11 protein-coding genes and 2 pseudogenes are annotated in these 13105 nt (G+C 34.9%); 9 read left to right on the forward strand and 4 right to left on the reverse strand.

All coding sequences use genetic code 11. From position 1 onward, the window contains the following. Window positions 1–117 (reverse strand): helix-turn-helix domain-containing protein (locus H6F32_RS21005; RefSeq protein ID WP_190370934.1); only part of this gene is annotated, 117 nt, incomplete at its 3' end. 191 nt (window positions 118–308) lie between these two features. On the opposite strand from H6F32_RS21005, the gene hemL reads away from it, so the two are divergent. The 6 genes from hemL (at window position 309) to H6F32_RS19520 (ending at window position 8942) form a co-directional block, all read left to right on the forward strand. Further along, window positions 309–1598 carry a glutamate-1-semialdehyde 2,1-aminomutase gene (gene hemL, locus H6F32_RS19490; RefSeq protein ID WP_199294647.1) on the forward strand — a complete coding sequence of 430 codons (1290 nt, stop codon included), beginning with the start codon at window positions 309–311 and terminating at the stop codon, window positions 1596–1598. Window positions 1599–1947: 349 nt separating this feature from the next. Further along, on the forward strand, window positions 1948–3549 hold the full coding sequence (locus H6F32_RS19500; protein WP_190370936.1) for a serine/threonine-protein kinase: 1602 nt from the start codon (window positions 1948–1950) through the stop codon (window positions 3547–3549). Window positions 3550–4210: 661 nt separating this feature from the next. After that, window positions 4211–5413 (forward strand): ABC exporter membrane fusion protein, encoded by a 1203-nt coding sequence (locus H6F32_RS19505; RefSeq protein ID WP_190370937.1) that lies wholly within the window; start codon window positions 4211–4213, stop codon window positions 5411–5413. A gap of 40 nt (window positions 5414–5453) precedes the next feature. Beyond that, entirely contained in the window at window positions 5454–6626 is a 1173-nt protein-coding gene (gene devC, locus H6F32_RS19510) for an ABC transporter permease DevC (RefSeq protein ID WP_190370938.1), read from the forward strand. Window positions 6627–7014: 388 nt separating this feature from the next. Then, complete coding sequence (locus H6F32_RS19515) at window positions 7015–7731, forward strand: DevA family ABC transporter ATP-binding protein (protein WP_190370939.1); 717 nt, start codon at window positions 7015–7017, stop codon at window positions 7729–7731. A gap of 266 nt (window positions 7732–7997) precedes the next feature. Continuing rightward, the gene (locus H6F32_RS19520) at window positions 7998–8942 is read left to right on the forward strand and encodes a M23 family metallopeptidase (protein ID WP_190370940.1); all 945 of its coding nucleotides are present in this window, start codon (window positions 7998–8000) and stop codon (window positions 8940–8942) included. Between the two features lie 176 nt (window positions 8943–9118). Here H6F32_RS19520 and H6F32_RS19525 read toward each other — a convergent pair whose 3' ends face one another. Beyond that, the gene (locus H6F32_RS19525; protein ID WP_190370941.1) at window positions 9119–9835 is read right to left on the reverse strand and encodes a L,D-transpeptidase; all 717 of its coding nucleotides are present in this window, start codon (window positions 9833–9835) and stop codon (window positions 9119–9121) included. Between the two features lie 342 nt (window positions 9836–10177). Between H6F32_RS19525 and H6F32_RS19530 the strand changes: the two genes are divergently transcribed. Together H6F32_RS19530 and H6F32_RS19535 are read left to right on the forward strand one after the other, a co-directional pair. Then, the gene (locus H6F32_RS19530; RefSeq protein WP_190370942.1) at window positions 10178–10834 is read left to right on the forward strand and encodes a sigma-70 family RNA polymerase sigma factor; all 657 of its coding nucleotides are present in this window, start codon (window positions 10178–10180) and stop codon (window positions 10832–10834) included. A gap of 110 nt (window positions 10835–10944) precedes the next feature. Next, complete coding sequence (locus H6F32_RS19535) at window positions 10945–11475, forward strand: anti-sigma factor (protein WP_242031199.1); 531 nt, start codon at window positions 10945–10947, stop codon at window positions 11473–11475. A 66-nt stretch (window positions 11476–11541) separates the two neighbouring features. On the opposite strand, the pseudogene H6F32_RS19540 reads toward H6F32_RS19535, so the two are convergent. Continuing rightward, window positions 11542–11637, reverse strand: a pseudogene (locus tag H6F32_RS19540) (MerR family DNA-binding transcriptional regulator); the annotation flags it as partial. Window positions 11638–11729: 92 nt separating this feature from the next. Further along, window positions 11730–12758, reverse strand: a complete 1029-nt coding sequence (gene cofG / locus H6F32_RS19545; protein ID WP_190370943.1) for a 7,8-didemethyl-8-hydroxy-5-deazariboflavin synthase subunit CofG — start codon at window positions 12756–12758, stop codon at window positions 11730–11732. A gap of 223 nt (window positions 12759–12981) precedes the next feature. Here cofG and H6F32_RS19550 point away from each other — a divergent pair. After that, window positions 12982–13105 (forward strand): annotated as a pseudogene (locus H6F32_RS19550) (photosystem II q(b) protein); the annotation flags it as partial.

The following is a 13105-nucleotide window of genomic DNA, read 5'->3' on the forward strand; positions in this document are numbered from 1 at the left end:
ATCTTGCCAAGTCGCTAAACCCCAATTATAGGTAAACCTAGCTATACCCGCGTGTTTAGCCATTAATATTTCTTGGGTTTTATTTAACTTGAGTTTTGTTTTAATGGATAAAAGCATTAGACGCTCTAAATACTGTCATGTTTATTCCCTCTCATCTTTTATAGCTAATTATGTCAGGTGACAAATGACGGTCAAAAAGTGACGTAATGCCCTAAGATATAACGTACAGTATATTATTGACAATGTTCGGTGTTATTTATTTAACATAACATTTATCCAAATTTATCCAAAAGTTCTCGGAGGCAATTTTGACCCTTAATACCACAAAATCACAAGAAATTTTTGCAGCAGCACAAAATCTTATGCCTGGAGGCGTTAGTTCTCCTGTACGCGCTTTTAAATCTGTAGGCGGTCAACCTATAGTATTCGATCGCGTTAATGGTGCTTATATTTGGGACGTAGATGGCAATAAATATATTGACTATGTTGGTACATGGGGTCCAGCAATTTGTGGTCACGCTCATCCAGAAGTTATTAGTGCTTTACAAGCAGCTTTAGACAAAGGTACAAGTTTTGGCGCACCTTGTGTTTTAGAAAATGTATTAGCAGAGATGGTAATTGATGCCGTTCCTAGTATAGAAATGGTAAGATTTGTCAACTCAGGTACAGAAGCCTGTATGGCAGTATTACGTCTAATGCGGGCTTTTACAGGTAGAGAAAAAGTCATCAAATTTGAAGGATGCTATCACGGCCATGCTGATATGTTCCTAGTGAAAGCAGGTTCAGGTGTAGCTACATTAGGTTTACCAGACTCTCCAGGTGTTCCTAAATCTGCCACCAGTGGCACTTTAACTGCGCCATACAACGATTTAGAGGCTGTTAAGGCTTTATTTGACCAAAACCCAGACGAAATCGCTGGAGTTATCTTAGAACCCGTAGTTGGTAATGCCGGTTTTATTCCTCCTGATGCTGGTTTCTTAGAGGGTTTACGGGAAATTACCCAAGAAAATGGGGCTTTATTAGTATTTGATGAAGTAATGACTGGTTTCCGTATTGCTTACGGTGGTGCTCAAGAAAAATTCGGTATTACTCCTGATTTAACCACAATGGGTAAGGTAATTGGTGGCGGTTTACCTGTGGGTGCTTATGGTGGCCGTCGTGATATTATGTCTATGATTGCTCCCGCAGGTCCAGTATATCAAGCCGGTACTTTATCTGGTAATCCTTTAGCTATGACTGCGGGTATTAAAACTCTGGAGTTATTACGTAAACCCGGAAATTTTGAATATTTGGAAAAGATCACTAAAAAACTATCCGATGGTTTATTGAAAATTGCCCAGGAAACTGGACATCAAGCCTGTGGCGGTTCTATTAGTGCTATGTTTGGACTATTCTTTACTGCAGGTCCTGTACATAATTATGAAGATGCTAAAAAGTCTGATACCGCTAAATTCGGACGTTTTCATAGAGGAATGTTAGAACGAGGTATTTATTTAGCACCTTCTCAATTTGAAGCAGGTTTTACTTCTTTATCTCATACTGAGGAAGATATTGAAGCAACTTTAGCGGCTGCTAGAGATGTAATGTCTAATCTTTAAGTTGTAGGGAGTAGGAGGAAAATTCTTTATTCTGACTCCTGACTCCTGACTGCTTACCTAACATCCACATCCTTTAACAGTTTTGTGTCCACAAGCACAGGCTTCTGAACAATAAGCTGTTGTGCTTTTAACTTGAATAATTAATACAAGCAAGATGCTTGTGCTACTGTAACTTCAGGTTTTTTAATTATACAGTGCTGCACATTAGCTTAATATTCACTGATACAAAAAAGTTTTAATTATTTTCCCGTATTAATCACATAGTCAAAAGAGTAGTGTTCTATGATATATTTAAAACTAGAAATAGCTATCCCACTTACTTTTCGTGCAGCGAGTTGACAGTACATACATGAGCTACTGCGTAAATCCTAACTGTTCCAGTCCTAAAAATGCCTCATCTAGTTTATTGTGCCAATCTTGTGGCACAAAATTAGTGTTGCGCGATCGCTTTCGTATCATTAAGCAAATTGGCCAAGGTGGTTTTGGTGCAACATTTTTAGCTGTTGAAGAAAATTTACCAGGAAAACCTCCCTGTGTTGTCAAGCAACTTAGACCTTCAGGAACAACGCCATACTTGTTAAATATGGCACGTGAACTTTTTTCACGAGAAGCAGAAACCCTGGGTAAAATAGGTAATCATCCACAAATTCCCAGAATTCTTGATTACTTTGAAGACAATGAACGGTTTTATTTAGTACAAGAGTATGTCAGTGGTGACACACTACTACAAGAAGTGAAAAAAAATGGTACTTATAGTGAAGTTGGGGTAAGGCAATTCTTAAGTGAAGTAATGCCTTTAGTTCAGTATATTCACGATAACCAAGTTATTCATCGTGATATTAAACCAGCTAATTTAATTCGCCGTTCTCAAGATGCTAGATTGGTTTTAATAGATTTTGGTGCTGTTAAAAATAAGGTCAATCAAGTCCCAACAAATCAGGTAGAACATATAGTATTAACCGCCTATGCTGTCGGTACTCCTGGATTTGCTCCGCCTGAACAGATAGCAATGCGACCAGTATATGCTAGTGATATTTATGCAGTAGGGATTACTTGTATCTTTTTATTAACTGGCAAAAATCCCAAGAATTTGGAATATAATCCTACCACTGGGGAAATTATGTGGGAACATCTCGTCAATATCAGCGATCATTTAATCAAAGTGCTGAAGAAAATGTTAGATGTTTCTATCAAGAACCGTTATAAAACAGCAAAAGAAGTTTTAAGAGATTTAGATATTGAACCCTATTTAGAGAGTTTAGAAGGCGGAATGATATCTCAACCTTTTACTGATGGTTTAGAGAGTACATCATCAGGTAGCTCCAATGAGCGCAGTAGTAATGAAAATATCTCTAAAATTGCGGCTGCTATTCGTGCTAAAAAAGCTAGGAACTCTGGAGGAATTTCTGCGACTACTAATGATCCAGCAAGAAGATATAGTCATTTTAATAACAAAAACAGCAATATTAATCAGGGAACGTCTTTAGAGCGCAAATTAGATTCTCAAAGTTTTATGAGTGCTTATTCTAAAGGTAGACGAGATTTTGCTAACTATACTTTGCAATTTTTAAGATTACCTGGTATTAATTTATCTGAAAGTAATTTTCATGGCACTCAATTTATCAAAGCTAATTTACAAGGTGCTGATCTTCACAATTCAGATTTTGGTAGTTCAAGTTTAATTAAAGCTAATCTCAAAGATACAGATTTGACTAAAGCATATCTGAGTAATGCCAATTTACAAGATGCAGATTTAAGAGGTGCGGATCTCAGATATGCTTATATGAGCAAAGCTAATTTACGAAACGCTAACTTGTGTGGTGCTAATCTCACTGGTGCTAAAATAACTGATGAGCAATTAGAACTAGCCAAAACAAATTGGTTGACAGTACGTCCTAATGGTAAACGTAGTTTTTTCTGGAATTTGAGGATTGATAGGATAAATAAGTAAGCTGTTGTAGATTTAACCTCTATGAGTTTAACAGGAACAGGCATCTTCCCTGTTCTACGTAACAGCTTATTATTAAATAGTATCATTGTTGATATTATTGCTAATACGTTATTTAGTGTATATAAAGCCGTGCATTTTTTAGCTATTGACATTATTTAATAAACCTGTTAAGATATACTTGATGAGGAAGAACTATCTACATAGCATAAGCAATACCAATCAAAATTAAGCTAAAATATTTATTGACACTTTTCATAACTAAAGTAGTTACGGAAAGTCTGTAAAAGCCTCTTTCCTTAGTTTATACGTTTTTTCAAGACGCTGCGGGAAGGTAGTTGATTATTTCGTTAGCTGTGAGTAAGTCTTAATAACAGTTTATAGCAATTTATAGTAGATATAAAATTAATCATAATTAAATGGAGACGGAAATAAATAATAATTTTGTATTTGAAGAGATTAGGAAACGCTATATGTAGAAATCTTAACATTTAAAGAAAAAAATGTGATTTGTTACAGTTGAATAAATAAAAAACTGAGAAAGTATTTTTTACTGGTTAATTGTGATTATAGGATGAACAGTTAGTACAATCTTAAAAATCATTTTTATCATTAATAACCCGTCATTTGTCACTTAATATAATTGGTGAAAAGGTATGCTATTATGCAGAACCATAAACAAGGTTTATTATCTTCTCAGTTGCTGTTGCGATTAACAATTACTCTTGCTATATCTGCATCTTTATTTGTAGTTGTTGTCAGTGTCATAACTTTGTGGATATTTCGATATTCTGATGATCAAAAACAGCAAAAATCGGAAATTTCATCGCTATTTATTCCCAAAATAGAAACAGTTACAGCTTTAGGAAAAATACAACCAGAAGGAGAAGTAATTAAAGTTTCTGCTGCGGTATCTGGGGAGGGAACTCGTGTACAAAAAATTTTAGTAAAAGAAGGAGAAATAGTCAAAAAAGGACAAATAATGGCAATTTTAGATAATAGCGATCGCTTAGAAATAGCATTAACCCAAGCACAAGCAGAAGTGAAAGTAATGGAAGCAAACCTAGCGAAAATAAAAGCTGGTGCTAAAATTGGTGAAATGACTGGACAACAAGCGATAATTAACAGATTAATAGTAGAAAACCAAGGAGATATCCAAACACAAATTACCAATATTAATACCTTAGAAACAGAAGTGTTAAATAGCGAAAGCGAATATCAACGTTATCAAGAATTATATTCCCAAGGTGCAATTTCCGCCTCACAAAAAGATGATAAATATGTAACTTTGCAAACTACTAAGAATAACCTTAAATCAGCTAAATTTCAGTTAAATAAACTGCAATTTAGTAATCAACAGAAAATAGCAGAAGCATCTGCAAAATTACAGCAAATTTCCGAAGTGAGAAAAGTAGATGTAGATGCAGCAATAGCGGAATTAAATCGTAGTTTAGTCATGGTAAAACAGGCCAAGATTAACTTAGAAAATGCCTATGTGCGATCGCCAGAAAATGGTCAAATTTTAGAAATTCATAGTCAACCAGGAGAATTAATATCAAATGATGGTATTATGGACATTGGTAAAACTAGTCAAATGTATGTAATTGCAGAAGTTTATGAAAGTGACATTCATAAAGTTAAATTAGGACAAAAAGTCAACATCTTTAATGATGCTTTAAATGAAGAATTATTTGGTCATGTAGCACAAATTGGGCTACAAGTAAAAAAGCAAAATTTCATTAATACTGATGCAACTAGTAATATTGATAGTCGAGTAATTAAAGTGAGAATTAAACTAAATTTATCATCTACTAAAAAAGCAGCAAAACTTACTAATATGCAAGTTAAAGTTGTCATTCAATTGTAATTAAATGTGTAAGTAAATCAATTATTATTTCCTATCTACTATGAACATATTTGAGAAAATAAAACGGAGAACACCATTAGGATGGTTACAACTAAACTATGAAAAAAGTCGTTTATTGGTAGCATTATCTGGTATTGCATTTGCGGATATTTTGATGTTTATGCAACTAGGTTTTCAGACTGCTTTATATGATAGTAATACCAGATTACATCGCAGTTTACAAGCAGATATTATTTTAATTAGTCCCCAAGCAAGAAATTTACAAAGTTTGTCTATTTTTTCGCGTAGAAGACTTTATCAAACAATGGATATTTCTGGCGTAAAATCAGCAATACCCCTGTATTGTAATCATATTATTTGGAAAAACCCCCAAACTCAATTAGAAACAGGAGTTTTAATAATTGGTATTAACCCTGATCAGCCAGTTTTTAATTTACCTCAAGTTAATCAACAATTACAAGTAATTAAATTAGCAAATACGGTATTATTTGATCGTGCTACCAGAGGAGAATATCAACAAGTCATATCTAAAATTACTCAACAAAAAAATGTTAATACAGAAATTAATGGCAAAACAATTACTATAGGAGGTTTATTTGAATTAGGTGCTTCTTTTGCAGCAGATGGTAGTTTAATTACTAGTGCAGATAATTTTGTACAAATTGTAGGTAGACAACCCATAAATAGTATTAATATTGGTTTAGTGAAAGTTAAACCAGGTTATGATATAAATCAAGTAACTCAACAATTAAGAAATTATTTAAAAGATGATGTTAAAGTTCTCACGCATCAGGAGTTTATTGAACTTGAAAATGATTTTTGGCGAAATAATTCTCCCATAGGGTTTATTTTTGGTTTAGGCGTATTTATGGGTTTTATCGTTGGGGTAATTATTGTTTATCAAGTATTATCTACTGACGTTAATTCTCATTTAGAAGAATATGCTACTTTTAAAGCTATGGGTTATGGTCATAATTATCTGTTAACAGTGATCTTTGAACAAGCATTAATTTTAGCAATTTTAGGTTTTATACCCGGTTTAGTCATTTCTTGTGGAGTTTATCAGTTAACTCAATATGCTACTAATTTACCTATATATATGACTTTATTTAGAAGTGCAAAAGTTCTATTTTTGACATTTATTATATGTGCATTTTCAGGAGCGATCGCTACTCATAAATTACACGCTGCTGATCCTGCTGATATGTTTTAATGTAATCAGTAATTAGCTAATAGTATATCACTAGCCATAATCTTTAGGATATTTCTCTATTCTCTGTTACCTACTATAACAAGAATTGAGAAATTTTAATTCTACTAAATATAGCATTCACCACAAAAATTTCTATCAAACTCGCTAAACTATATTAACAGGACTTGCGCAACTGGCACATTGGTAGGGTGTGGTTCGACAAGCTCACCAACCACGTTACACAGTATAAATCATGTAAATAACCAAATTGTTGATATCTGACGCACCCACTCAACAGATTTTTTAGTGTGACACTTGCGTAAGTCCTAATTAAATACAACAAACATTTTTATTTTTCAAATTTCAAGTTTGAATTGTCAATTTTTAATTAACTCCTTGGTAATTATTTATGTATCCAGTAATTTCTATAAAAAATCTTGACTATTATTTTGGTCATAAACAGTTGCGTAAACAGGTATTATTTAATATTAGTTTAGAAATAAATGCTGGAGAAATAATTATTATTAATGGACATTCAGGTTCAGGAAAAACAACATTATTAACTTTAATTGGAGGTTTACGTTCTGCTCAAAATGGTAGTTTAAAAGTATTAGGAAAAGAACTATGTAATGCTAACTCTGAAGAGTTAGTACAAGCAAGAAGACGCAATGGCTATATTTTTCAAGGATGTAATTTACATAAAAGTTTAACTGCACTGCAAAATGTAAAAATTGCCTTAGAAAATCAAGAAAATATTCCAGTTAAAGAAATGAATTTACGATCTATAGAAATATTAGAAAAAGTAGGTTTAGAAAAATACTTGAATTACTATCCAGAACAACTTTCAGGAGGACAAAAACAAAGAATAGCGATCGCACGGGCATTAGTTGGCGAACCACAAATAGTATTAGCAGATGAACCCACAGCAGCATTAGATAGTCACTCAGGACGAGAAGTAGTTAAATTAATGCAAAAACTCGCACAGGAAAAAAATTGTACCATTGTTATCGTCAGTCATGATAACCGTATTTTTGACATCGCACATCGCATTATTTCTATGGAAGATGGTAAAATTAAAACTTCTCCAATAATCTCATATCCTTTATATTCTCATATTCAAAATTAGACTTTAGCTATCAGTTTTCAGTTAATGATTTATCATTTATCATTTATCATTTATCATTTATCATTCTGTAACCTCCAATCTTTTTAGCAAATTCATGAGGCTTGAACATAAAATCACCCCTAGGTTTGTCTATGAGTGTACAGGTTTGTCTATAAATTGTCAACTTAGGACAATCTCTAACCTGGTATAATGGAAACATTTTGATATTCTCCGATAGTCCACTGACTGATACAGTATCAGAAATACAGAAATACTCTAATTATCTTATGACAACACAAACCGTAAATCCCCAACATAAATTACCAAATTTATCAAATTTTAACATAATTAATTACACTAATAAAATTAAGAAAACATTTATAGGTATATTAGCAACTATACCCATAGCTATAACCTTGCCAGTACAGGCTTTAGAAGTAGAAATTATACCCAAACAACCAGAATTAGGGGATACAATCTCAGTAGTGATAGATGTAGAACCACAAGAAACTCAGAATATACCCGTAGTAACAGTTAAAAATCAAACAGAAAACAACACATATCCGGCCTTTGCTATAGCACCGAATAAATATCGTGCATTTATTCCTACCACACCTTTAGAAAAACCAGGAGTAAGAACAGTAAGAATAACAGGAAATGGGCAAGAAAGAAATCTGGCTGTATTAGTAGGCGATCGGGACTTTCCAGTACAACGAATAAATCTACCGCCAGGAAAAGCTGGAGTTAAAGCTACAGAATATGAACTACAACGAGTAGCACAATTAAAAGCCTTGCAGACACCAGAGAAATACTGGGAAAGAGCTTTTATCGCACCTAACAAAGCGAGAATTTCCACAAAGTATGGAGTACGACGTTACTATAATGGTAAATTTGCTAAAGACTACTATCATCGTGGTGTAGACTACGCAGGAGGAGCAGGTTCACCAGTTGTTGCTCCGGCCGCTGGTAGAGTTGCTTTAGTGGGTACAGTAGCTCAAGGATTCCGTGTTCATGGTAATGTAATTGGGATAGATCACGGACAAGGAGTAGTGAGTATTTTCATGCACCTTAGTAAAATTAACGTCCAAGAAGGTGATTTTGTCAAAGCTGGGCAACTTATTGGAGGTATTGGTTCCACAGGAGCATCCACAGGTCCTCATCTCCATTGGGGATTATATGTTAATGGTAAATCTATTGATCCAATACCTTGGAAATCTCAATCTATAGATTAGTTACTAGTAACAATTTATTAATGTGATGGAAAAACTTAGGACTTAGCCAATAATTTTCTCATGATTTTTGAGCGATAGATCGCTTCCCTTGAAGTCTGTTTGCGTAGCGTGGCGTAGTCCTACGGCAGCTACGCTAAAGCCATAACCTCAAAGCTAACAACTGACGAATGACTACACTAATCACGAACTAATACAGGAGTGCCTAAGTCTACCTGAGTATATAACATTTTCACGTCAGCATTACGCATTCTCAAACACCCATGAGAAACGGCAGATCCAACCAGATCAACATTTGGTGTCCCATGAAAACCAATTTCATTGCGCCCATCTGACCAAAAACCAATCCAGCGATCGCCTAAAGGACTATCAGTACCCCCATCAAAAATTTGCCCCGTAATAGGGTGTTTCCAGATGGGGTGGTATTCTTTGTGCATCACTTGAAAATCTCCTGTGGGTGTTTCCCAACCCTTTTTACCCACTGCTATGGGGTAAGAAGCAATGACTATATCATCACGATAAACATAAACCCGGCGATCGCTTAAATCTACTAAAACTTGATTTTTATTATTTTTAGGTGTAGATAACCCCTTATTACTAGATAAAATCTGACTATCCTTATTTTTCAGAAATTCAGAATTTACACCAGCTATCACATACCTCTGGCCAGAACTAGGTACAGAAGCAGCAACAGCACTTTCACCAACTTCTATTCTTGCCGTCTGTTGATTATTGGCCACTGGCAAATTTTTTACAGTAGAGGATCCGGTATTATTCTCATCTAAATGCCCTGTTATCTTCATAGTTTGCCAATAAACACCAAGCCCTAACATAGCTGTACCAAAACAAAGAAACATTGCTATCCGTGCTACAGGTTGATTTTTTGCCATTGTCATTGCCTATAAATACATTAATTAACCCTGAAATGTGGAGCGCGGGGATCGGCGAGAAAATTGTTGATTCTGAGTCCTTGTCAGGGTTTAGCACTGCTCATGGAAACCCCTACTGACTCCTGGATCTCCTGACTCCCACTCACTAGTCCAGTTACACAAGTGATCACAATTACCACTGTTCCCTATATTCCCTCAACTCCATACCACACAAGACTTCACCACTATTTTTATCACTAGTCTATCTTGATATTTCCGTGTTGCGATCATTAATCCGTCACCTCAAGTGGAAACATTTACTAAATTATCCCGTCTAATAGGAGGGGATGATTTAAAGCAGTTCCTTTTATGACTCAATCAATTTCTGTATCCTGGTTACAAGTTGATGCTACCTACCCAGAAGTATCACTCACAGTAGACAAACTTTCAAATTATGATCTGATCTTACGTTGTCAAGTCGGATCACGTCCTGAGCGTGCCGCTTTTTCTGAACTATTACGTCGTTATCAGTCCCAAGTTGATAAGGTTTTATATCACTTAGCCCCTGATTGGTCAGATCGAGCAGATTTAGCTCAAGAAGTGTGGATTCGTGTCTATCGCAATATTAGCAAATTACAAGAACCTGCGAAATTTCGCGGTTGGTTAAGTCGTATTGCTACCAATTTATTTTATGATGAATTACGTAAACGTAAACGAGTAGCTACTCCCCTATCCCTCGACGCTCCTCTTTCCTTAGATGATGGTGACATGGATTGGGAAATTGCCGGTGATACCCCAGGACCTGAAGAGGTATTAACAACTAGAGAATTTTACGAACAATTACGAGAGGCGATCGCGGATTTACCAGAGATTTTTCGTACTACTATTATACTTAGAGAAATCGAAGGTCTACCTTATGAAGACATTGCCGAAATTACCGGCGTTTCTCTAGGAACTGTAAAATCAAGAATAGCTAGAGCTAGATCTAGACTGCAAACTCAATTGCAAAGTTATATCAATGCTTAGAGTCTAAACTTCTTTTTCGGCAATCTCTGGCATTATTTAACAAATATTAAGGACTGTCACAGAAAATATATATTTTCTATGTATTTTCTGCCATTTAACCCCTCAAACAATTGACAATTGACAATGGACAATTATCAATTATTAGTCAATCCACAGGTAGTATAACTATGAGGAAGCGAGATTGCTTCGAGTTATTAAGTGCCTATTTAGATGGTGAAGTAACCGCTAATGAACGTAGGCAAGTAGAAGAATGGCTTTCAACAGACAAAGCCATCAGAGACGCATACAAAAAACAGTTACACATTAGACAAGAGTTGCGGAATATGCCCATTCCTGCCAGTGAGCATTCCTGCGAAACCATCATACAGCAAGTATTTGCACGGGTTAATCGTCGCTATCAGTTAAAATGGATCTTAAGTGGATCTGCGATCGCTGCTTGTGTCTGTGCTACAATCAATGGTGTATTACCTAGTTTTAAAACATTCCAAATAGCAGAAAACAATATCCTACAAACACAATCAGCAAACATAAAGCCTATTGTAATTAATTCATCACCTATGGTAGCGTTAAATAATCCAGTTATGGAAATTCCTAAAACAGCAATAGCACCTAGCAGCAAACTAGGAAATGACTTAAATTAGTATAGTATTAAGTAGGGGTTTAGCACTGCTCATTGCTGTAAGTTGACACCAATGATTACTAGTAAAACTCCTCTTGGCTGGAAGTTTCCCTTCTACATCCCATCTCTGCAAGGTCTTAACTGAAACTCCAATCTTTTTAGCAAATTCATGAGGCTTAAACATAAAATCACCCCTAGGTTTGTCTATAAATTGTCAACTTAGGACAATCTCTACACTTTATCTTGTTTACCCCTAAATATCTTGTAAAGGTTTGTCTATGTGTGTGTAGTTTTGTCTATAAAATTAAAACTGTTAGCTAGGAAATAGCTCATAGCACTATTAGATAACGCTGCTTCCAATTTATCACTTAAACTATCATAAAATTGTGGATATACAGGTAAACGTGGTACTAATTTCCAACCAGCAGGTTGTAAAATATTTCTTAATGATTCTACCTGTAAATGTGGATAATTAGGATTCACTTCATCTTTAGGACCTATTCCTCCCAAATCTCTAGCACCAGCATCTAAACAAGCTAATAACCAATGATCATCTTTGACTAAATTGGGAGGAATTTGAATCGTTATATCTGGAGGTAAAATTTCCCTAGCTTGACTAATAACTTCCGGCAAATGATCGGGGTTAAAAGCTAAACCATCAAAACTTTGCTCTGCTCCTGGACTATGGGGTTGTAAAATTACTTCCTGAATATTTTGATATTGATCATGTATATCAGCGATCGCCCCTAAAGTTTCCCATCTATCATCTTCCGTTTCGCCTATTCCCAACAATAACCCAGTAGTAAAGGGAATTTTTAACTGCCCTGCCCATTGTAACTGTTGTAAACGCAACTCTGGCAACTTACTAGGCGCATAACGATGAACAGTATTTAATAAACTAGGTGTCAACTGTTCCAACATTAAACCCATAGAAACATTAACATTTTTCAATGCTTCCATCTCAGCAAAATCTAATATACCCACATTAGTATGTGGTAAAAATCCCATCTCTAAAGCTAAACTGCATAAATCATAAATAAGCTGAAACCAATTTTTACGTCTCGAAGAACGCCAATGAACTTCTCCACTTAATATCAGAATTTCACAAACATCCTCATTTTTTAACCTTAATAAAATCTCCCGTGCTTGAGATAACGTCATCCAAGAATCTGTAGTTGGTTCAACACGGAAATTACAATAACTACACCTATTAAAACATTCATAAGTTGGAACAAGAGTATACGCTGGACTATAGGTAATAATTTTGTTTCTATTATTACCAGTATTTTGGGTAAATAAAGACATTGTTACAATATTAGGAGTAAATTTCCAAAAAAGTTTACAAAAAGATAAAGTCTGTAAAGCTGATTATATATAGCTTTGATCATTGAGGCAGAGAAATATTTGCCAAAAAGTTAAAAAATATTACGAAAACCCCTTTACAAAACTAAACATTTATCTTAGGATAAATTTGTGAGGTAGAAACACCTACCAAAACATACATACATAAACAGCAATTATAAAGACAATGACCACAGCAATCCAGCAGCGCCAAAGCGCGAACATCTGGGATAGATTCTGTGAATTTATCACCAGCACCAACAATCGTTTATACATCGGCTGGTTCGGTGTATTAATGATCCCAACCCTAC

This window comes from Anabaena sp. FACHB-1237 (assembly GCF_014696225.1).
Taxonomy (GTDB): domain Bacteria; phylum Cyanobacteriota; class Cyanobacteriia; order Cyanobacteriales; family Nostocaceae; genus FACHB-1237.

What these genes read in the sequence shown, in the direction of transcription:
- H6F32_RS19500 (WP_190370936.1), top strand. Translation starts at nt 1,948, where the DNA reads ATGAGCTACTGCGTAAATCCTAACTGTTCCAGTCCTAAAAATGCCTCA.
- H6F32_RS19505 (WP_190370937.1), top strand. Translation starts at nt 4,211, where the DNA reads ATGCAGAACCATAAACAAGGTTTATTATCTTCTCAGTTGCTGTTGCGA.
- devC (WP_190370938.1), top strand. Translation starts at nt 5,454, where the DNA reads ATGAACATATTTGAGAAAATAAAACGGAGAACACCATTAGGATGGTTA.
- H6F32_RS19515 (WP_190370939.1), top strand. Translation starts at nt 7,015, where the DNA reads ATGTATCCAGTAATTTCTATAAAAAATCTTGACTATTATTTTGGTCAT.
- H6F32_RS19520 (WP_190370940.1), top strand. Translation starts at nt 7,998, where the DNA reads ATGACAACACAAACCGTAAATCCCCAACATAAATTACCAAATTTATCA.
- H6F32_RS19525 (WP_190370941.1), bottom strand. Translation starts at nt 9,835, where the DNA reads ATGACAATGGCAAAAAATCAACCTGTAGCACGGATAGCAATGTTTCTT.
- H6F32_RS19530 (WP_190370942.1), top strand. Translation starts at nt 10,178, where the DNA reads ATGACTCAATCAATTTCTGTATCCTGGTTACAAGTTGATGCTACCTAC.
- cofG (WP_190370943.1), bottom strand. Translation starts at nt 12,758, where the DNA reads ATGTCTTTATTTACCCAAAATACTGGTAATAATAGAAACAAAATTATT.